29 protein-coding genes are annotated in these 16,940 nt (G+C 55.2%); 21 read left to right on the top strand and 8 right to left on the bottom strand.

From position 1 onward, the window contains the following. Positions 1 to 3: 3 nt before the first annotated feature. The 7 genes from ENGE1_RS23755 to ENGE1_RS23725 form a co-directional block, all read right to left on the bottom strand. On the bottom strand, positions 4 to 852 hold the full coding sequence (locus tag ENGE1_RS23755) for a 3'-5' exonuclease (protein ID WP_004187418.1): 849 nt from the start codon (positions 850 to 852) through the stop codon (positions 4 to 6). A 2-nt stretch (positions 853 to 854) separates the two neighbouring features. After that, on the bottom strand, positions 855 to 1,175 hold the full coding sequence (locus tag ENGE1_RS23750) for a hypothetical protein (protein WP_004187415.1): 321 nt from the start codon (positions 1,173 to 1,175) through the stop codon (positions 855 to 857). Between the two features lie 144 nt (positions 1,176 to 1,319). Beyond that, on the bottom strand, positions 1,320 to 1,958 hold the full coding sequence (locus ENGE1_RS29320) for a hypothetical protein (protein ID WP_023302498.1): 639 nt from the start codon (positions 1,956 to 1,958) through the stop codon (positions 1,320 to 1,322). 68 nt (positions 1,959 to 2,026) lie between these two features. Beyond that, positions 2,027 to 2,236, bottom strand: coding sequence for a DUF7706 family protein (locus ENGE1_RS23740; RefSeq protein WP_004187413.1), 210 nt, complete (start codon positions 2,234 to 2,236; stop codon positions 2,027 to 2,029). Positions 2,237 to 2,238: 2 nt separating this feature from the next. Next, positions 2,239 to 2,457 (bottom strand): hypothetical protein, encoded by a 219-nt coding sequence (locus ENGE1_RS23735; RefSeq protein WP_011091034.1) that lies wholly within the window; start codon positions 2,455 to 2,457, stop codon positions 2,239 to 2,241. 44 nt (positions 2,458 to 2,501) lie between these two features. Next, on the bottom strand, positions 2,502 to 3,185 hold the full coding sequence (locus ENGE1_RS23730) for a hypothetical protein (protein ID WP_031942505.1): 684 nt from the start codon (positions 3,183 to 3,185) through the stop codon (positions 2,502 to 2,504). Further along, on the bottom strand, positions 3,182 to 3,817 hold the full coding sequence (locus tag ENGE1_RS23725; protein ID WP_223174892.1) for a type II toxin-antitoxin system RelB/DinJ family antitoxin: 636 nt from the start codon (positions 3,815 to 3,817) through the stop codon (positions 3,182 to 3,184). The genes ENGE1_RS23730 and ENGE1_RS23725 overlap by 4 nt, the downstream gene beginning before the upstream one ends. A 526-nt stretch (positions 3,818 to 4,343) precedes the next feature. On the opposite strand from ENGE1_RS23725, the gene ENGE1_RS23720 reads away from it, so the two are divergent. From ENGE1_RS23720 to ENGE1_RS23705, 4 genes are read left to right on the top strand one after another with little or no spacing between them, the layout of a single operon-like run. Next, complete coding sequence (locus ENGE1_RS23720) at positions 4,344 to 4,649, top strand: hypothetical protein (RefSeq protein ID WP_053919074.1); 306 nt, start codon at positions 4,344 to 4,346, stop codon at positions 4,647 to 4,649. 14 nt (positions 4,650 to 4,663) lie between these two features. Then, positions 4,664 to 4,936, top strand: a complete 273-nt coding sequence (locus ENGE1_RS23715; RefSeq protein WP_053919075.1) for a DUF7352 domain-containing protein — start codon at positions 4,664 to 4,666, stop codon at positions 4,934 to 4,936. Between the two features lie 5 nt (positions 4,937 to 4,941). After that, positions 4,942 to 5,526, top strand: coding sequence for a hypothetical protein (locus tag ENGE1_RS23710; protein ID WP_031942503.1), 585 nt, complete (start codon positions 4,942 to 4,944; stop codon positions 5,524 to 5,526). Continuing rightward, positions 5,523 to 6,242 (top strand): hypothetical protein, encoded by a 720-nt coding sequence (locus ENGE1_RS23705; RefSeq protein ID WP_031942502.1) that lies wholly within the window; start codon positions 5,523 to 5,525, stop codon positions 6,240 to 6,242. Before ENGE1_RS23710 ends, ENGE1_RS23705 begins: the two co-directional genes overlap by 4 nt. Before the next feature lie 160 nt (positions 6,243 to 6,402). Here ENGE1_RS23705 and ENGE1_RS23700 read toward each other — a convergent pair whose 3' ends face one another. After that, positions 6,403 to 6,951 carry a hypothetical protein gene (locus ENGE1_RS23700; protein WP_031942501.1) on the bottom strand — a complete coding sequence of 183 codons (549 nt, stop codon included), beginning with the start codon at positions 6,949 to 6,951 and terminating at the stop codon, positions 6,403 to 6,405. A gap of 140 nt (positions 6,952 to 7,091) precedes the next feature. On the opposite strand from ENGE1_RS23700, the gene ENGE1_RS23695 reads away from it, so the two are divergent. The 17 genes from ENGE1_RS23695 to ENGE1_RS23615 all read left to right on the top strand — a co-directional run bounded on the left by ENGE1_RS23695 (position 7,092) and on the right by ENGE1_RS23615 (position 16,615). Further along, on the top strand, positions 7,092 to 7,553 hold the full coding sequence (locus tag ENGE1_RS23695) for a hypothetical protein (protein WP_031942500.1): 462 nt from the start codon (positions 7,092 to 7,094) through the stop codon (positions 7,551 to 7,553). Beyond that, on the top strand, positions 7,550 to 7,798 hold the full coding sequence (locus ENGE1_RS23690; protein ID WP_004187394.1) for a helix-turn-helix domain-containing protein: 249 nt from the start codon (positions 7,550 to 7,552) through the stop codon (positions 7,796 to 7,798). Before ENGE1_RS23695 ends, ENGE1_RS23690 begins: the two co-directional genes overlap by 4 nt. Further along, positions 7,791 to 8,378 carry a restriction endonuclease gene (locus tag ENGE1_RS23685; RefSeq protein WP_011154450.1) on the top strand — a complete coding sequence of 196 codons (588 nt, stop codon included), beginning with the start codon at positions 7,791 to 7,793 and terminating at the stop codon, positions 8,376 to 8,378. Before ENGE1_RS23690 ends, ENGE1_RS23685 begins: the two co-directional genes overlap by 8 nt. Continuing rightward, a complete protein-coding gene (locus tag ENGE1_RS23680; protein WP_004187390.1) occupies positions 8,375 to 8,860 on the top strand; it encodes a hypothetical protein in 486 nt (161 codons plus the stop codon). Before ENGE1_RS23685 ends, ENGE1_RS23680 begins: the two co-directional genes overlap by 4 nt. A gap of 41 nt (positions 8,861 to 8,901) precedes the next feature. Beyond that, positions 8,902 to 9,105, top strand: a complete 204-nt coding sequence (locus ENGE1_RS23675) for a hypothetical protein (protein WP_077266250.1) — start codon at positions 8,902 to 8,904, stop codon at positions 9,103 to 9,105. Between the two features lie 81 nt (positions 9,106 to 9,186). Continuing rightward, positions 9,187 to 9,864, top strand: coding sequence for a tyrosine-type recombinase/integrase (locus ENGE1_RS23670; RefSeq protein ID WP_015586039.1), 678 nt, complete (start codon positions 9,187 to 9,189; stop codon positions 9,862 to 9,864). Between the two features lie 240 nt (positions 9,865 to 10,104). Continuing rightward, positions 10,105 to 11,079: a plasmid segregation protein ParM gene (locus tag ENGE1_RS23665; protein ID WP_011091047.1), complete on the top strand. Its 975-nt coding sequence runs from the start codon at positions 10,105 to 10,107 to the stop codon at positions 11,077 to 11,079. A gap of 2 nt (positions 11,080 to 11,081) precedes the next feature. Then, positions 11,082 to 11,525: a plasmid partitioning/stability family protein gene (locus ENGE1_RS23660; protein WP_011154451.1), complete on the top strand. Its 444-nt coding sequence runs from the start codon at positions 11,082 to 11,084 to the stop codon at positions 11,523 to 11,525. Positions 11,526 to 11,534: 9 nt separating this feature from the next. Beyond that, a complete protein-coding gene (locus ENGE1_RS23655) occupies positions 11,535 to 12,086 on the top strand; it encodes a phospholipase D family nuclease (protein WP_011091049.1) in 552 nt (183 codons plus the stop codon). A gap of 117 nt (positions 12,087 to 12,203) precedes the next feature. After that, positions 12,204 to 12,710: a hypothetical protein gene (locus ENGE1_RS29315; protein ID WP_004187377.1), complete on the top strand. Its 507-nt coding sequence runs from the start codon at positions 12,204 to 12,206 to the stop codon at positions 12,708 to 12,710. Positions 12,711 to 12,762: 52 nt separating this feature from the next. Next, positions 12,763 to 13,182: a helix-turn-helix domain-containing protein gene (locus ENGE1_RS23645; protein WP_057950875.1), complete on the top strand. Its 420-nt coding sequence runs from the start codon at positions 12,763 to 12,765 to the stop codon at positions 13,180 to 13,182. 28 nt (positions 13,183 to 13,210) lie between these two features. Continuing rightward, positions 13,211 to 13,621, top strand: a complete 411-nt coding sequence (locus ENGE1_RS23640; protein ID WP_004206907.1) for a hypothetical protein — start codon at positions 13,211 to 13,213, stop codon at positions 13,619 to 13,621. Between the two features lie 117 nt (positions 13,622 to 13,738). After that, complete coding sequence (locus tag ENGE1_RS23635) at positions 13,739 to 14,002, top strand: hypothetical protein (RefSeq protein WP_004206908.1); 264 nt, start codon at positions 13,739 to 13,741, stop codon at positions 14,000 to 14,002. Between the two features lie 21 nt (positions 14,003 to 14,023). Then, positions 14,024 to 14,386, top strand: a complete 363-nt coding sequence (locus ENGE1_RS23630) for a DUF3085 domain-containing protein (RefSeq protein ID WP_004187371.1) — start codon at positions 14,024 to 14,026, stop codon at positions 14,384 to 14,386. A gap of 121 nt (positions 14,387 to 14,507) precedes the next feature. Then, positions 14,508 to 14,957, top strand: a complete 450-nt coding sequence (locus ENGE1_RS23625) for a JAB domain-containing protein (RefSeq protein WP_004187369.1) — start codon at positions 14,508 to 14,510, stop codon at positions 14,955 to 14,957. A 44-nt stretch (positions 14,958 to 15,001) separates the two neighbouring features. Continuing rightward, a complete protein-coding gene (locus ENGE1_RS23620; RefSeq protein ID WP_004187367.1) occupies positions 15,002 to 15,268 on the top strand; it encodes a helix-turn-helix domain-containing protein in 267 nt (88 codons plus the stop codon). A gap of 63 nt (positions 15,269 to 15,331) precedes the next feature. Then, positions 15,332 to 16,615 carry a DGQHR domain-containing protein gene (locus ENGE1_RS23615; RefSeq protein ID WP_031942497.1) on the top strand — a complete coding sequence of 428 codons (1,284 nt, stop codon included), beginning with the start codon at positions 15,332 to 15,334 and terminating at the stop codon, positions 16,613 to 16,615. Positions 16,616 to 16,940 lie beyond the last annotated feature (325 nt).

Below are 16,940 nucleotides of genomic sequence, written 5' to 3'. Positions count from 1 at the left end.
CTGTCAGGCCTGCAGCCGTTCCTGCTCCTGCAGCAATGCCAGATGGTATGCGGCAATGGCGTTCACCACCCCGGCCGTCATCCGTGCATCGGCGATCGCCGAGTGTGCCTCCCCTTCCCAGGTCAATGCTGCCTGACTGGCCGCGCTGGCCAGCGAAATGGTGCCATAGCGATTGGTGGCCCCAAAATACCCTGCAGCCAGCTCCATCGCGCAATACACTGTCAGTTCTCCCAGCCAGTCGGCCGGATCGCCATGTGCGGCGGCCGTCTGTTTCAGAATGCGGGTATCAAAGGGGGCGTTAAAGATAATCACTGGCCGGGCCCCGATGGCGTGGCGCAGCTGCAGCGCCACATCTGGCCAGGATGGTGCGCCGCTGAGTGCCGGCTCATCGATACCATGCACGGCGGCGGCCTGCGCCTCGATGGCGACCGTCGGCTTCAGGCGGGTTTCAAATATCACCCGGCCGGCCGCATCGGTCAGGCCGATTTCCAGCGCTTCTGCGGTATTACCCAGCCCCGTTGTTTCGGTATCCAGAAAGAGCGGCGCCAGACTCAGCCAGTCGTGTGCCCGCCGTGCCATCCGGCCACTGGTGCTGTTAAGCCGGGACAGGACGGAAAGACGCAGGCCGGCCTGCTGCTGCTTCTCGGTCGGCGGCCGTTTTTCCCGCATCGGAACACAGTCTGCAATGCGGTATACGGCGTACTTGCCGCCATAGGCGCTTTTGTACCATTTCACCGGCTCAGCACCGGGAGCCGGCTTCATTCTGAATTCATCGCGCAGGCGCCCTTTCGTGAAGCACCGATCGCCGGCTATCGCCTCTGCGCGTCGTGTGGCCAGCTCATCATTCTTCATGGTTATTCCATCTCCGTCAGGCGTTTGTGATAAACCTCTCTGGCGATCTCCAGGCCTGCCTCTGTCAGCCCAAACGCGAGCGTCAGTGACTGATTATCCCGGTATTTGCTGAGCAGGCCGTGACGGTTCAGCGTATGGCAGGAGCGACGAAAATTGGTATCGGCAACGGGCTGGAGGCGTCCCTTATTGAGGATGCTGAAAAGCTGCATCGCCGGGAACGGGCCCGCCAGCTGACGTTCTGCCAGACCATACAGAACAAACAATACGTCTTTTTGCACACCGGAGAGCCGCATCGAGGGGGCTTTACTTTGCATCTTATTCATGTGTCACATCATTAAGGAATTAATGACAAAGTAACCTAATTGATGTGAGACATCAATAATATTGTGTTCATAACGGGAAATCAGAAGTCCGAAAAAGAAAATGCCGCTCTTATCGGCGGCTTGTTTTCCCTGGTGTCGGGAGAATTATGGTTTCTGGCTTAGGTCAAGGCGCATGGCGCTGTCTGTGATCTGATCCAGTGCTGTCGTCAGATGCTGACTCCGCCCGCCGTGATAATCCGGCCAGGGAAGAAAGGGTTTTGACGCATCAGACATGAACATGATACCGGTCGGGCAGCGCCACTCCGTAGGGGTTCCCTTGTTGTAATGAACCAGCAGTACCGAACGGTCGCACTGCACGTCATTACTGTCATCGTTGTTCAGCACAAAAGTGGCCACGATGCCGGCATCGGGCCTGGACACGAAAAGCAGGCTGTTGGCAAAAATAACGGCAATCACCACTGAGGCAATGGCCGCACCGGTATACCAGAAACGGCCGTTTTTCCAGGCACGATAGCCATACAAGATGCACAGCAGAATGGCGGCGGCGATACCTGCCCACTGCGCACCAACGGACAGCCTGGAGAGTGCATCCATCGAAACAGGCCGGCTCAGCGTATAAAATGTGGCAAAGAAAGGTGATGCCAGCGCCAGCGTTAACAGAACTAAGGCGAGCGGTATGAAGCGGTTGCCGGCGAAACTGCCATTGCCGATCGCCGTCATCGTGCGGAACATCTCACTTAGCGCCAGGATCATCATAAAACTGCATAAAGCCATGTATAACATTAAAACCTCTCCTTACTGCCCGCGTGATAGGGTCGTATTTCCGGCTAATTCCAGATAGTCCCGGCCCCTTATCGCGGTGCATAGCCCTCTTCAGCCAGTGCTTTCATGATCTGGTTGATTCCATCCATCATCAGATATGCCTCAATATCTGACGTCGCCAGGCCGCGGCAGTCACTGAATCCCAGACGCTTAACCAGTTGCGCCAGAGCCTGCGCTTCTCTGTGTGTCAGCTGTATATTCACTTCAACGGGTTTTTCGTGGCGAATTTCATCTTTCATGGTCAGAGTCCTTTTTTGATGTTTCGTGAAATGTACCAGGCTTCTTTTGCCTGAGCTACAGCCCAGATCCAGACGAGAGTTGACACAATGCACAGCCCCGTCATGTTCCAGAAATGACCTGTCGTATATTCATGGCCATGAAGCAGGAGGCCGGCGCCGGCCGCCAGGCTCATGACCAGGAAAAGGACGGCTGCGCCGGCGTGATAAATGATGCTGAACATGTAAAACCCCCTTCTGGCGACGGTAGCGCCAGTCTCTGTCTGTATTAAATGGTCGCCGCCTGCCGGGCGTCTGCCTGCATCATGGCGTCAATCAGGGCGCCGGCGCAGGCAATATTCAGGCACGTCATGTTCGATTTCAGGGTCGCCATCATGTCCGCGCGGCTTCTTTTCAGAAACGGCTGCAGCGGACCACGATAGCCCTGTGAGGTCACGATAATCAGCTGAGCGGCCGCATCATGCAGTGCCGGCACGCCGGCCAGAATATCCTGCTCAGCCGCGCTGATATACACGGGTGAACCGGCGATCACAAAGCGATCGTCCGGGCAGCGTTGCATCAGCTCAGCCAGGGAGGCGCAGCGGCCCGCCAGCGGGGGCCGTGCCGTCAGTGAGCCCCAGACGGTCGCCGGCGCGAAGGGCATGGCGTGAAACGTTGCCTCATACGCGACCGCCGGATCGGTATGGTGGCGCAGCCCCAGACCGGCCGACATGGCCCACAGCTCGATGCCCGGCCACCGCGCCGCGATACCGCGGGCACGCAGCCAGTGTGCGCCCCGGTAAAGCTCTCCCGTTTCCTGCAACCTGCCAGGACGGCGGGCGGCCTGGGCGATCAGCCTGTACCAGCCGTCAAAGGCGTCATCAAGGGAAGCGTCGCCCGGAAAAACGGTATCCTCCACGCGGCCCGCCTTGCGCTGTGTACAGGTGGTGATGAGGTGGAGGCGTCTGTTCATTCCGGGGCTCCCGGCTCTGGCGATTCGCCGGCGCCGGAACCGGTGCTTTTTCCGCTCCGCCAGGCCGTATTATTTCGACTGACGATGGCAGGATCGACATGTTCGCTGTCTACGATGCTGTTAATGAACGTCACTGACTGTTCTTCGCTGAAATCAAAGTCGCGCTGTAACAGGGACAGCAGCCTGTCATGCCAGTCTTCTTTCACGCGACTGGCGGCATTAACCATGAACGTGACGTTCAGTACACCGGCCAGTAAACAGGCAGCCTGGTCGGGCACATACAGGCTGAAATATTCAAGCACCGCCTGTTCAAATGCAGCGGGATCGCAGCAGACCACTTCCACAGCTCCCAGCGACTGCAGAAACCGCCGGGAGTTTTCGGTCACAGCGTCGGCGGGATTGAGGGCGATGGCGCGGCCGCGCTGTGACAGGATGTCAAATGTGACGATACGCTCCGTGACGGGCATCCGGCCGTGATCGGCGATGAAGCGGTAAAGCTGCTCCACCGCTTCCGTGGCGGTCATCCCCATTGCCTCCAGACGCAGTTCGGCGCGTTTCTTCAGCTGCTCATCGAGACGCACGGTCAGCTGGGCGTTTTTGGCCCGTTTTTTACGTTCAAACAACCCGGTCATGCTCCTTCCTTTTTGTACAGTCATCTGGCTTTACATAATGTACAGCCATTTGTACCGCACTTTTGCGCGCGGGACCACATTTTTTCACCGTTGCGGTTTAGCGGTATTCTCCGCAGCGCCGCCACTTATCCACCGTTTCTGTGGATAACGCTATATGTAGTGGCTCCGTCAGCTGAGAACGGCACAAGATATGGTGTCCGCGCCGGCAGCCGCGCGACCGTTCCCCTGCCTTCCTCTCCCTGTTGATTTCGTTTTTTTCGGTATTTGCGTTTTTTCCGCAATAGCGGCGCCGGCGAAAAGGTATTTTCCGGTGATTACGGGCGTAAAAGTCACAGGGTGAAAAGATAAGTGGGCGAATCATCCGGCGGGGTAAATCGTGCGGTCGTCACGCAGCGTGATTATTACCAGTGTGTTGCTTCAATCAATTGGCTTTTAGTGCTAAATCTAAATATTTATAATTTACGCATGAAACCTAATTTATTAGAGTGTGGTTATTCAGTAAACAACGGCAAACGGAGTGAACGGGATGGAATATGAAGCGTACAAGGTTCGCGGCTACGGCTTCGGACTGAAGAAAGAGATCACCGGCGTGCTGGGTCGTTACCCCACGCAGGAAGAGGCGCAGAAGGTCGCGGACGACTACACGCAGGCCTGCCTGCCGGATAACCTGCCGGACAGCTACGATATGGGCATGGTCCGGCCGGTCGCTGCCGGCGAACCTGCCGCCCTCGATACGGACGTTTTTCGCGGTCCGGGCGCGCCGTTCACTATCGATGCTGGCCATGCCCCGACAGGCCATACGCTGCGCTCCGGCAAACCCTCTGACCGGTAAATAACGGGATCACAATGAACACTATCTGGAAATATGTACTTGAACCACAAATCACCCTGGATATGCCCGCCGGCGCGACGATCCTCAGTGTGGGCACGCAGGGCGATGATATCTGTCTCTGGGCGCGGGTTGACACTGACGCGCCGACTGAGCCGCGGCGCTTCCTGGTGGCCGGCACGGGAATGCCGCTGGCTGAGTCCTTCACTGGCGCCAGGTTTATCGGGACCGTGCAGATGGTGCAGGCCAGCGTAAACCTGGTTATGCACGTTTTTGAAACGGAGGTGTAGACGCGATGGCCACCAAGCATATTAATGACGAGCTCTGGCATCGTATTGAAGTTCTGACCGTCCGGGCAAATGCCAGGCAAAACCTGATCCGCCCGGTCAAAGAAGCGGACGTGCTTCATCTGGTCCTGCAGCGAGGCCTTGAGCTGCTTACAGACGACGATCTGCTGCAGCTGGGCAAGTACCGCAGGCCCATAGGATTTGTGCTGCGTCGGCCGGGCATGGAGATGCTGAAGCTGGATACACTGAGTATGGCTGACGCCGCTACTATCCTCATGCGCAGCGGACCGGCAACGCTGTGCATCTGGAGTCGTGACGATATCCTGCGCGAGGCCAGTGAAGCGGTGATCCGCGAACGGCTGCCGGATGCAGCCCTGCTGTCGGAGGGGGATGACCGGGCCCGGTTCCAGACGCTGCTGCCCGGATTCTGGAACGCCGCGCACCGGGGCGAAACGGCCGTGATTTCCCTGCGTGCTGACAATGCGGATCTCGCTATTGCACGCATCACTGACCTGATGTGCGAATCCCTGCTGGGTTATAAGGGGCAGCGGGCATACCGGGCAGGTGAAAACGAACAGGGAGAAGAGTCATGAACATGCGAGGCATTCTTTTTGTACTGCCATTGTGCGCCGGGCTCCTGGCGGGCTGTGATAACAAACAGGAAGCGCTGAAGTTTGAAGCCGCCCGCATGGCGGCGCTGAAGGCCGACGATCCGTTTCTGGCGCTGGACTCGTTCGAACAGCAGTCCGGCGACTACGGCCGGGACTGCGACTCGCTGGGGGCATTTCTGTTTGGTAATTTTGCTTCCACGGATAAAGCATGTCGGGCGCGGGATGAGGCCACGCGGGATATGGTCCTGAAAGCCGTTGAAAAGGGTTCCGTACCGGCACTGGTGTTCCTGTTTGACCCAGGCAGCAAGACGCCGGATGTGTATCCGCGCGATATTGATCCACAGAAGGCCGGGCAGGCGGCTGAGCGGCTTGTTGCACTGGCAGAGTCGGCGCCGGTGGACAGCAAAAATCAGGCGTTGCTGATGCGTGCCGGCGATGTACTGCAGGCGGGCCAGTACGTTCTGCAGGATTCCCGGAGAGCGGCGACCCTGTACGTCAAAGCCTGGCAGGCGGGCGATCAGCGTGCCGCGGGCGAGCTGGTCAACGTCTATCGTTTTCTCAAGGACAGCCGGCGTACCTACTTCTGGGAGGTACGGAGCAAAGACGTGCTGCAGCTGGACAGTCGGGACCATCTGACCGGGGATGAGATCAGTGCAATTCAGAAACTTGCCGCGGACAGTTCTCGGACCGACATTTGATGAAATGAATAAGGATATACAAAAGGCGTCCAACTGGTGAGGAAGGGCGCCTTTTAATTATAGACCTTTTTACTACTTAACTTTCTGTCGGAGTAAACGGAAAATTAATCTGTTAATCACTGTCAGTATAAGTACCCGATAAACGTGGTGCAACTCCGTATCAGAAATTACCGCCAGTGCTTGAATCCAGCGCCCTGAACAACAGGGTTTCCTGTGCGGCTTCCAGAAGACGACCTGGCAGACGGACATCATTCACGCGGTAGCTCTGTCCGGTCTTTGTGGTCACGGTGAGGTAATACTGATCGTCGAACTGCTGACCGGCACCGATATGCACAATGGTGGCTGTGTCGATCCAGCACAGGTTTGTGCCAGCCGCGTCCTCAAGTGGCTGGATTCGGCCTTTCAGCCATTTCTGCAGATGGCCTGGCCGGGCTTTGATCGTGATGCCGTACTTATAGCCGCGGGTTCTGGCCACAAAGGCGGCAATTTTATCTTCATCCAGATCCTGCGACGGGGTGAGCTTACTGAAGCTGGACGGAGAGAAGGTGTACTGCAGTTCTTCAAACAGGTTCAGGTACGTGGCTTCATCATCCAGGCTATCCCCGCTTTCTTTCAGCATGGAGCCCCAGATCCTCTCCATTTCGCCCTTCAGCGCCAGTTTAACCGCCTCAAATTCTTCCTGATGTTCATCGTAGTAGTTGATATCCATCGCGTCTCCTGTTGTGTTTATGGCGAATTTGCGGAATTAATATACATAAAAAATGTTCAAATATGAACATTTTCAGGCTATAAATACAGGCAGATTATAACAGGCCAGCCCACCAGGATTCGGCCAGGAGCTGAGTACGTATGATGAAGAAACCACTTATTGCCGGCATCATGCTGGTTGTGGCGCACACCGCCGGCGCTGCGCAGGGTGATGATACCAATCTGCAGCAGATTTATACCGAGGCGGGCATTCAGGGGATATGCAGCGCCGGGATGCTGGCTGTGCCGGAAGGGGCCAGGGATGAAGTTGTCCCGCAGAACGTCAGACACCTCCTGGTTCAGTGTGCCTATTTCGACGAGCAGCAGTTGCGCCGGCGTGCCGGCCTGCCGGCTCAGACATTTAGCCACTGGCGTGACCGCAATGCGGTCCTTAATCTGTCGTCTGACCAGGTATCTGATGCGCTCTGGCTGTCAGCGTGGCGTGATTTCCGGGCACAACTGGCCTCGGCCTACCCGGCCCCGGCGGAAAAAAAGGCACAGGGGAAAGAGGCCGTACCCGCCGGCACGAAGCCCGGCACTGAGCATGGGAGTGCGGCGGATTGACCGGCTTTGACTTGATCCTGTGGCGACGAGGCCTGAACTGGACCCAGGAACGCGCCGCGGCTGAGCTCGGTATCAGCCGTACCAGCCTGGTAAAATATGAGGACGGTGAGACAGTACCCCGGACCATACAACTTGCCACCGTCGCGCTGACGCTGAAAGCGGAATGGCCCACCCTGAAAACCATGAGCAAAGACAGGCTGCTGCGGCAGCTGAAGTATGAAGTGCTGAGGATCGATAATGAATGAGTCCATCCATGTTGTCGGCTCTTTTATCCTTGCGGGTATCCTGCTGTATGGCCTCTGGCAGGGTACACGGCGACGCCGGCGCCGGCACGAACGGAAACAGGCCAGCGCGGTACGTGTGATCGATAAAATTAATACGTTTCCGCATTTCGGGCAGAAAATTGCCTATCTGCGCAAGATTGACCCGTTTGTGTTCGAAGAGCTGCTGCTTGAAGGCTTTGAACGCCGGGGCTTTGAAGTGATCCGTAACCGCCGGTATACCGGTGACGGCGGGATTGATGGCCGTGTGAAGATTGATGGCCAGACCTGGCTTATCCAGGCCAAACGCTATACCAGCTATATTGCCGTTGGCCACGTCCGTGACTTCAGCGACCTGCTGAACGCCACCGGTGCCCGCGGTTTTTTCTGCCATACCGGCAAAACGCGCGAAGGCACCAAATCGCTCATTCGCGGAGACAGCCGCATGATCCTGGTCAGTGGCCAGAAGCTGCTAGACCTTATTGCCACCGATGCGCCGTTTATCCCGTATCCGGGATACCGGCCACCGGCCGAAATGGTTCATCCTGAACAGGAGACAACATGAAATTCAAAGGATACGTCGCCGCCCTGCCGGCACTGCTGCTGACAGGGTGCGCCATGCTCCCCGGACAGCCCACCGATTATGACCGCTTCTGTAACGTCTCAGGCATCGCCAGCCACGGCGAAACCTACCGTGTCAGTGACAGCCAGGATTTCTGGTTAACCCCGAACGGCCGCTATCTCAGCCAGGCTGAGTACAGCAGTCCGGCAGATACGCTTCAGAAACTGACGGGTGTGGTCAGTGGTGAAGATCCTGACCAGGTGCGGAAGAACGCCGTCAGGGTAAGGGTGTTCCGCGTCGAGAGTGAAAACAGCCATAAAGGTGCGTGCCTGCCTGTGCGTTATGACGATAATGGCGCACAGCGTAAAATGGATTCACTGACTAACGGCCGCCGTATGGTGGTATTCAGTGAAGATGAAGGTCAGTCTGGTCAGCAGATTTACAACAAAAGTCGTGGTACAGGATTCAGTTACAGGTTGTTATGAGTGGATTGAAAGGCCGCCGAATCAGCGCGGATATGTTTGCTATGATGTTAAAAGTACCTGTCGGGGAGCTGGTTTTTGCCGCCCGACACAACCAGCCGCTACACGGACAGGCGCTACCTCCCTACGGGATCGGCGGCGGGAAAAGCTGGAGCTCGACCGCTTCCACCCGCAGTATGACGTTTGATATGCAGGAAGCGGTCGATTTCAGCGAGAAATTTCATAAAATTCAGTCGCCTGACGGCTGATTAGCGGATTTTAAAAAATTGAACACTTTCCCCCTGCAAATTTCTCAGAATTCACGTAGCGACGCCATCGGGACCGGGCGCGTGACATATGCCTACTTCGATTATGCCGATGCGCTGGCGCTGCGGGAGATGGCCAGCCAGGCTGATTTACCCAAATACCTGCTGGCCCCGGAGGTGTCGGTGTTTCTGCGGTATGTGCCAGACCTGCGCCAGCAGGTCCTTTTCGATACCCTCTGGAACACGGGCGCGCGTATTAATGAGGCGCTGGCGCTGACCGGCGCCAGCTTTCAGCTTGACGGTTCCCGGCCGTTTGTCCGGCTGAAGACGCTTAAACAGCGTCAGCGTGGCCGCGGCAGGCCGGGCAAGGATGAAGAGGTGTTCCGTCTTGTTCCTCTGACCGATCCTCAATATGTCAGGAAGGTGCGTGAATTTCTGACCACCTTGCGTATTGGTAAACAGCAGCTGCTCTGGCCGGTGCAGAGTGATAACACGCCGCGTAACTGGATCAGGAAGGCACTGGACCTCGCAAAACGTGACTCTGTCACTTTTAGTATCCCTGTTACCTGCCACACGTTCCGTCACAGCTTCTGTATGCACCTGATCCAGCATGGGGTTCCGCTGAAAGTTGTACAGGCCTATGCCGGGCATTCCCGGCTGGAAACTACAGAAACCTACACGCGCGTGTTTGCGCTCGATGTCGGCCGTCAGTATGGCGTCCGGTTCAGCCTGCCAGACAGTCATCTAACGCTTCCGGAATAATCCGTATTCATCCCTGTTATTTCCTTATAAATCTAAAATAATCTCTCATCTTTCTATATCAGGCCGTTTTGAGGACGGCCTGACCGTCTTTTGTTGATTTTTATTCGTTATATTTCTGTATTTTTCTATATTGGTGCGTCTTTTTGTCTTTACACGTCAGCAGGGATGCGTAATAATCCATTTGAAAGCTGTATTTTTCCTGATTTCTACGGTTTTTTTCTAAATAATGTGAGGTTCAAAATGCGTATTTTTGTTGACGACGGTTCCACCAACATCAAACTGGCATGGATGGAAGATGGTGCGGTCAAAACGTTGATCAGTCCGAACAGCTTCAAGCCCGAATGGTCCATGACGTTGCTGACAGATTCATCGGTGCCGGCTTCCGCCAACTATGAAATTGACGGGGAAAAGTACAGCTTTGACCAGCTGAGCCCGGATGCCGTGCGCACCACGGAAACCCGCTATCAGTACAGTGATGTGAATGTCGTCGCTATCCACCATGCCCTGATGCAGTCCGGCATTGAACCGCAGCCGGTTGATGTTGTGGTGACGCTGCCGCTGGGCGAGTACCTGGATGAAAACGATCAGCCTAATATGGCCAACATCGAGCGGAAAAAAGCGAACGTGAAGCGCGCGGTGGCCGTTCAGGGGCGTGAGAGCTTTACCGTGCGTAAAGTCAGCGTACTGCCAGAGTCGGTCCCTGCAGGCTTCAGTGTGCTGAAGGATCTGGACGATCTGGACTCCCTGCTGATTGTGGATATCGGTGGAACCACGCTGGATATCGCGCACGTTCGCAGCAAAATGTCCGGCTTCACCAAAACGCATTGCGATCCTAAAACCGGCGTATCCATCATCACCGAAGCCGTAAAACATGCACTGGATACCAGCGTGAGCACCCGTACCAGTTCGTATTTTGCCGACCGTCTGATCCAGGCGCGAAATGACGAAACGTTTCTTTCCCGTTACCTCCAGAATGCTGACCAGCGGGCCCAGGTGATGAAGGTACTGCATGAGCGGGAAAAAGCCCTGACGCACCGTGTCACCGATTCAGTTGGCCGCTTTGCCGGCTTCACGCACGTCATGGTTGTCGGTGGCGGCGCCAGCCTGGTCGCCGGCGCAGTGAAGCAGGCCACGGGGGTGAGTGACGATCGTTTCTTCGTCAGTGATAACCCGCAATTCGATCTGGTTCTGGGTATGGTGGCAATGAAGGGCTGAGTATGACTGATAACCGTAAGTGCTCGTTTTATATCTACCCGGAGCGCAATGCGGCGGACCGGGTAGCCGACGGCTTTCTTGAGAAACTGCCTCAGAAAGAGCGTGGCCGCGCGATGCGCGCCATGATGCTCTGTGGTGCCGCGTTGATGAAGCAGGACGAACGCCTGCCGTTCCTGATCGCTGAATTCCTGACGGAGAGCACCTCGATGCAGGATATTCAGCGGATCATCAGCAGTACGCTGCCGCAGCAGGATACAGGAGAAATGGCGCGTCTGGTTGAGGCGTTTCTGCAGGCCACCGGCGGTGGCAGCAATACGGTGTCGCCGGCAGGCGGCGCTGCGCCGGAAAACAGTCCCGCCGTGGCTCCCGAACCGGCAGCACCGGAGGATAAGAATCTGGAAGAAACCCGTAAGAACGTCCAGCATCTGTTCCCGGATGATGATTAAGGGGGCAGCGTGAAAAAATATGTGCTGTTAACCCTGACCCTCATCGCCGGCGCCGTGGCAGCAAACCCGGTAACAGCGGCCGGCAATGTTCAGGCGCAAACTGCGACTGAAGTGAAAACCGGGTTTTCACCCGGCGGGACCGCATTAAATCTGGTTCTGGATTCAATCGACCACGCGCAGCATGAGATTCTGGTTGCCGCGTACAGCCTGACCAGTCGTCCTGTTGCCGGCGCGTTGCGTGCCGCAAAAAAACGGGGCGTATCGGTGGTGGTGGTGGCCGATCGCAAAGCGAACGACAACCGGTACACCGAAGTGAACTTTCTGGCCAATAACCGCGTGGCGGTGCGGATCAACGATAACTACGAGGCCATGCATGATAAATTCATGGTCTTTGACCGCCGCGCCGTCTTGACCGGATCGTTTAACTTCAGCGCCAGTGCAGACAGTCGTAATGCGGAAAATGTGGTGCTGATCAGCGGCGCGCCTGCAGTAACTGAAGCCTACGTGAACGAGTTTTCCCGTTTATGGGGCGAAGGAAAGGACGTGGCCCCACGGTACTGACCTACAGCAGCGGCAGAAACTCTGCCGCCTGATTTTTAACTTGATTTATATGGCTCATTCGTCGTATTATCAAGGCTCATTTTTCGGTAGCGCCCCGACTGGCGAAGGAGTAAAACCATGCAATCATTCCCCCTGTTCGTTTCCCGTGTCGTACCTGTGATCACCCTGAGCCATTGCCTGCGGCAGCGGCGCTGGTCCCTGCACAACACGCCATGCCAGATTGACCTGAGATCAGGTTGTCACCTGCGCTCACAGCCTTTCGGCACGCTATCCAGACGGGAAATAAGCGACCGGCCACCGGCTATGCCCCGCGGTTACTGGTTCAGGCAATGCAGCCGGGATGTCATGTTTACGGGGCGCATCGATCAGGCAGATCCTATGAAACAGGTCTATTACAACGAAGGCTGGAGCGGTCCGAACAAGTATACGTTTGAAGTTTATCAGCTGGAGAACGGGAGTTACCGGGCGCTGGCCCGCAAATGGAATGGCAAAATCAACAAGGTGCAGCAGGAAACGCAGTACCTGTCTGACACGCGGGAGGGGCTGAAGCACCAGGACTATCCCCGCACGCGCCAGGTGAAAATTTTTCTGAATTCAGACTTCTGGGAGAAGGGTAATGATTAAGATGGTTAGCGTCGTTCCGCAGCCGGAAACAGTGAAGACGCTCCGGGAAAAAATGGGCATGACTGAAACCGCATTAGGGGCTGTCATGGGGTACGAACTGCGCGCCTGGCAGCGTAAGGAAGCTATCAGCGACGATCTCAGCCAGTACAACAAGACCAGTCTTCGCCCAGGCGAATATAACATGCTGATGCTGATCGCCGGCGTGCATCCTGATTACCGCCTGAACAGGGCATTCAGTCCGGATGATATGGTCAAAGATCCCGCCACGGCCGAAGACGTTCGCCGCCTGCGTCTGGCGCTGGGGCTGAAGCACGCTGAAATTGCAGCGCTGTTTGGCTATAAACCGGCGTCATGGCAGACCAAAGAAAAGGCTGCTCAGCGCGGCGTAAAGCTCAAGACCGGGGAATTCAATTTCCTGTTACTTCTGGCCGGTGAGCATCCGTCACTGCAGCTGGTTGAGAAGGCGAAATAAGGCCTGCGGCGACCAGAGAGGACCCTTTATGATCACCACACGCCGAATGTTAATGCTGTATGCCTGCCTTGTGCCCGTAGCCCTGACAGGGTGTGATCTGGCTGATTATTTCCCGAATGTGCCACAGCCCGTACCCGTGATTTCGCCCGGCTATCAGGTTGATATCGATGGCCACCCGGTCCGAATATCAGGATTTGATGACTGCCCGCGGGAAAAAGATGAAGCCCGGCACGCAGCTGCACAAGATGAGAAAGGCTGCATTGTGCTGTCTGCAGAGCGTTCCGAGGTGAAGGTCAGACTGTATCAGCCAGCCGGCGCCGTCACCGAAACCTGGCGGATCATCCGGGAAAAAGACGCTCGCCAGAACGATATTATTCGCCTGCAGCGCCCGAACGGTGCGCTTGTGATGCAAAATTTACAGGGGAAAGAGTCTCCTTAAACCAGGGAAATAACAAAATTAACTTGATTTATATGGCTCGTTAGACGTATAATAATTACATCGAAAGGCAATCCGGTCTTTCGACGGTAGCGCCCCGACCGGCGCAGGAGTCACCTTATGACTGCTCTCAATTCTCAGCAACAGGCTGATGTTGCCCGCTATATCCGGGAACATGGCAATAAAACCGTTATTTCCCCTGAATGGTCACTTATTTATTTCTCGCTGTGTCAGTGTGAATTACATCAATCGCATGAAGCCATTATTTTTCATAATGGCCGACCTGCAGGGCTATTTCTTCTGAATGAAACAGGCGAGCTCACCGAATTATATCTGCTGGGGTCGCTTTCTGACATTCTCACCGCCGCTGCGGTCAACAAATAGCTTTCAGGGAGTCAATACACTATGACCATGCAATCAGAACTTGTTTTTACTGATCCTATGCTCAACGTCGTTATTGCTGAAGTTAAGCGTTTTAATTGCCCGCTTCTTTTTGTCAAAGATCATGGCGTGTATGTGATGGCGGCGAAAGGTGAGAAAAACAGTAATGGGATGCACAATGTCTGTTACGCCAATGGTTTTAATCCGGATACAACGGATTTTGACGAGCTCTGGGACCGGATGCGTGATGCCTGTGGCGGAGATGATTTTTGCGAATCCCTGGAGCTCGATCCGAGGTCGATTGAACTTCTCAGCCGTACCAAACCCTGCCTGAAAATTATGCTTTCAGAGACGGAACTGGAAGTTATTGCAGGGGGACAGAAATAAACCATAAAAGCCCGTTAAATCGGGCTTTTTTATATATCACTGTGTTTACATCTAGGACAAAATGTCCTATTATATATTTGTGGCCGGGCATGGTGCTCAGGTCCCCTAACGAGGGAAATATATGAAATTTTCAGCAGAAGAACTCAACATTATCCGCCAGGCGGACGCCATTATTGCCGGTAAAATTACCACAACGGATTTTATCACCGGCGCCGACGCCGCGCGTTCCTTACTGCGGTTTCGTCTTGCTGCAGAACCACGCGAATCATTCTGCGCGTTCTTTCTTAACTGCCACAACGGCGTGATTGCGTTTGAAGAACTGTTTAAGGGAACTATCAGCAGCGTCACCGTTCATCCGCGTATCGTCCTGCAACGCGCCCTGCATCATAATGCCGCCGCCGTGGTACTGGCGCATAACCATCCTTCCGCTAACACTACACCCAGCCAGGCTGACAAGCTGATCACCGAGCGTCTGGCGCAGGTGCTGGGGATGGTTGATGTCAAAGTCCTCGATCACCTGATTGTGGGCGGCAGCGATATTTACTCTTTTGCTGAACATGGTCTGATTTGATAACCGCGGCCGCACAGTGGTGCGGCCGGCTCTGGAGGCTTGCTATGGGCAATAAATATACCGTGCCGCTTAACGTGGGCGCGATCCGCGAAAGCTGTTTCCGTCCCGCTGATAAATGGACCCCGCCGACGGGGGATGAACTCCGCTATCTGCTGGAAAATGTGCTCAACCTGAGTCAGGAGGGGCTGGCGCGACATGTCGGCGTGAACGGCAGAACGGTGCGCCGCTGGGTGAACGGAGAAAGTGACATCGCGTATTCCGTCTGGTGCGTCCTTTGCATCGATGCCGGCTTACCGCCGATCTGGAAATAGCAGCGCAAAACACCGACGCGCAAACGTGCTTCCTGAACGTATCGGATATACGAAGGAAATATTATGAATACTGATAACTATTTTTTCAGAGTCCCGGCCACACGCGGAATACAGGGCGGCATAGAACAATACATGCTGACGGTTCCTATGGTCGTGTTACGTCGTATTCTTGCAATGGACAATGATGGCGATGTTATGGATCGCAGCCAGCGAGAAGCGAACAAAACGCGGGCCAAAAAAATACGGAATTATGTTGCCGGCGCAACATCAAAACGAGCTCCCTATATTTTGCCGTCAATTACCGGAAATATTGATAGTCATGTTGAATTCCTTCCCAGCGAACTCTCGCCGGCAGTGGGGATTCTTAAAATTCCGATGGACGCTGATTTAAAATTATTCGATGGCCAGCACCGTGCGCTGGGTATTTTTGAATTTGTACGCGATTATTCCAATACGGAAGATACGATCAGCTTGTTGCTTACCGTTGGCCTGCCACTTGAGTTACGCCAGCAGTTTTTCGCTGATATTAATAACAACGCGAGCAAACCGGCAGCGGCGATCAGTATGGCATATAACAACAATGATCCGGTCAACCAGCTGGCAATGCATCTGGCCCGAACCGTCACCGGGCTGGCGGGCACAGTGGATTTTGAACACAACGTGGTCCCGGCGAAAAGCTCACGGCTGATCAGCTTTAAAGCACTGAACGATGCGACGAAAAAAATGCTCAACCTGCGGGCCAACAGCATTCCCTCGACGCAACAGCGTGATATGGCAGAAAAGCTCTGGACTGCCTGGGCACAGGCGATGCGCTGGAATGATATTGCCCAGGATGATATCGCTGCGGAGTACCGTCAGGAGGCGCTGGGACTGCATGGCATCATGATAAATGCGATCGGTATGGCAACGGCCAGGATGTTACGGCACAGAACACCTGAAAGCATCGAGAACCTTCTGGCCTGTGCGGAAAACGGTGACAACGGTTTTCATTATCGGGAGTCGTTTGTACCTGAGTGCTGGGAAGGGAAGTGTGTTGATCCGGAGACTGGCACCATTAAAACTGACCGGCGGGCGCTTGAAGCAACAGCTGAAGCGTTGCAAAAGCTGATAGACCCGTTCGCAGATGCGCTGTGGTTGCGTGCTTATCTGCCAGCTGAAGAGGCGAGTGATACGGCATTACTGAAATATGCTGCTGACATCGAGAGTTATAAGCAGCGCACAGCTGTGCCGATGATCAATATCGTGGAGAAGCTGAAGGCGCTGGGTGACGGCGAACCGCAGTTCAGAGCATCGGTGCTGGCTTCCCGTGAGGGGCTAAGCCGCTATCTGGCCGGGGCTGAAGGCTGACGCGGTGGTTGCCGCCTGCAGGGCTATACGGGCATCGAACCCGTATTGCCCTGAAACGCGCTGAGCCGCTTTCTGAGCGCGTGTTTAAAAACCCTGTACCCTTCATCGTTTTTATGACTTTGACGAGTCCTGTCCCCTATTCTGGCCCATTTTGATGTGATCCCGCCCTGGTGTCTGCCAGTTAACTTAATTTTGACGCCCGCACAGCGTGTCTTCCCTGTTCATTTCTGCTCAGTTGCTGGCGTTTTCTGGGTAAGCGTGCAGCGAGAACCGTATTGACGGGGATGTGTTATTCAGTTGGCAGTGCTACGCGCCAGGGGAGTAG

The organism is Pluralibacter gergoviae ATCC 33028 = NBRC 105706 (assembly GCF_001598855.1).
Lineage (GTDB): Bacteria > Pseudomonadota > Gammaproteobacteria > Enterobacterales > Enterobacteriaceae > Pluralibacter > Pluralibacter gergoviae.
Note: the sequence above shows the minus strand (reverse complement) of the source record. Positions and strands in the feature narration are given on the sequence as shown.

What these genes read in the sequence shown, in the direction of transcription:
- ENGE1_RS23755 (WP_004187418.1), bottom strand. Translation starts at nt 852, where the DNA reads ATGAAGAATGATGAGCTGGCCACACGACGCGCAGAGGCGATAGCCGGC.
- ENGE1_RS23660 (WP_011154451.1), top strand. Translation starts at nt 11,082, where the DNA reads ATGACTGATAACCGTAAGTGCTCGTTTTATATCTACCCGGAGCGCAAT.
- ENGE1_RS23620 (WP_004187367.1), top strand. Translation starts at nt 15,002, where the DNA reads ATGGGCAATAAATATACCGTGCCGCTTAACGTGGGCGCGATCCGCGAA.
- ENGE1_RS23640 (WP_004206907.1), top strand. Translation starts at nt 13,211, where the DNA reads ATGATCACCACACGCCGAATGTTAATGCTGTATGCCTGCCTTGTGCCC.
- ENGE1_RS23665 (WP_011091047.1), top strand. Translation starts at nt 10,105, where the DNA reads ATGCGTATTTTTGTTGACGACGGTTCCACCAACATCAAACTGGCATGG.
- ENGE1_RS23645 (WP_057950875.1), top strand. Translation starts at nt 12,763, where the DNA reads ATGGGCATGACTGAAACCGCATTAGGGGCTGTCATGGGGTACGAACTG.
- ENGE1_RS23725 (WP_223174892.1), bottom strand. Translation starts at nt 3,817, where the DNA reads ATGACCGGGTTGTTTGAACGTAAAAAACGGGCCAAAAACGCCCAGCTG.
- ENGE1_RS29315 (WP_004187377.1), top strand. Translation starts at nt 12,204, where the DNA reads ATGCAATCATTCCCCCTGTTCGTTTCCCGTGTCGTACCTGTGATCACC.
- ENGE1_RS29320 (WP_023302498.1), bottom strand. Translation starts at nt 1,958, where the DNA reads ATGTTATACATGGCTTTATGCAGTTTTATGATGATCCTGGCGCTAAGT.
- ENGE1_RS23625 (WP_004187369.1), top strand. Translation starts at nt 14,508, where the DNA reads ATGAAATTTTCAGCAGAAGAACTCAACATTATCCGCCAGGCGGACGCC.
- ENGE1_RS23730 (WP_031942505.1), bottom strand. Translation starts at nt 3,185, where the DNA reads ATGAACAGACGCCTCCACCTCATCACCACCTGTACACAGCGCAAGGCG.
- ENGE1_RS23715 (WP_053919075.1), top strand. Translation starts at nt 4,664, where the DNA reads ATGAACACTATCTGGAAATATGTACTTGAACCACAAATCACCCTGGAT.
- ENGE1_RS23680 (WP_004187390.1), top strand. Translation starts at nt 8,375, where the DNA reads ATGAAATTCAAAGGATACGTCGCCGCCCTGCCGGCACTGCTGCTGACA.
- ENGE1_RS23675 (WP_077266250.1), top strand. Translation starts at nt 8,902, where the DNA reads ATGATGTTAAAAGTACCTGTCGGGGAGCTGGTTTTTGCCGCCCGACAC.
- ENGE1_RS23710 (WP_031942503.1), top strand. Translation starts at nt 4,942, where the DNA reads ATGGCCACCAAGCATATTAATGACGAGCTCTGGCATCGTATTGAAGTT.
- ENGE1_RS23740 (WP_004187413.1), bottom strand. Translation starts at nt 2,236, where the DNA reads ATGAAAGATGAAATTCGCCACGAAAAACCCGTTGAAGTGAATATACAG.
- ENGE1_RS23735 (WP_011091034.1), bottom strand. Translation starts at nt 2,457, where the DNA reads ATGTTCAGCATCATTTATCACGCCGGCGCAGCCGTCCTTTTCCTGGTC.
- ENGE1_RS23750 (WP_004187415.1), bottom strand. Translation starts at nt 1,175, where the DNA reads ATGAATAAGATGCAAAGTAAAGCCCCCTCGATGCGGCTCTCCGGTGTG.
- ENGE1_RS23635 (WP_004206908.1), top strand. Translation starts at nt 13,739, where the DNA reads ATGACTGCTCTCAATTCTCAGCAACAGGCTGATGTTGCCCGCTATATC.
- ENGE1_RS23615 (WP_031942497.1), top strand. Translation starts at nt 15,332, where the DNA reads ATGAATACTGATAACTATTTTTTCAGAGTCCCGGCCACACGCGGAATA.
- ENGE1_RS23685 (WP_011154450.1), top strand. Translation starts at nt 7,791, where the DNA reads ATGAATGAGTCCATCCATGTTGTCGGCTCTTTTATCCTTGCGGGTATC.
- ENGE1_RS23705 (WP_031942502.1), top strand. Translation starts at nt 5,523, where the DNA reads ATGAACATGCGAGGCATTCTTTTTGTACTGCCATTGTGCGCCGGGCTC.
- ENGE1_RS23630 (WP_004187371.1), top strand. Translation starts at nt 14,024, where the DNA reads ATGACCATGCAATCAGAACTTGTTTTTACTGATCCTATGCTCAACGTC.
- ENGE1_RS23720 (WP_053919074.1), top strand. Translation starts at nt 4,344, where the DNA reads ATGGAATATGAAGCGTACAAGGTTCGCGGCTACGGCTTCGGACTGAAG.
- ENGE1_RS23695 (WP_031942500.1), top strand. Translation starts at nt 7,092, where the DNA reads ATGATGAAGAAACCACTTATTGCCGGCATCATGCTGGTTGTGGCGCAC.
- ENGE1_RS23700 (WP_031942501.1), bottom strand. Translation starts at nt 6,951, where the DNA reads ATGGATATCAACTACTACGATGAACATCAGGAAGAATTTGAGGCGGTT.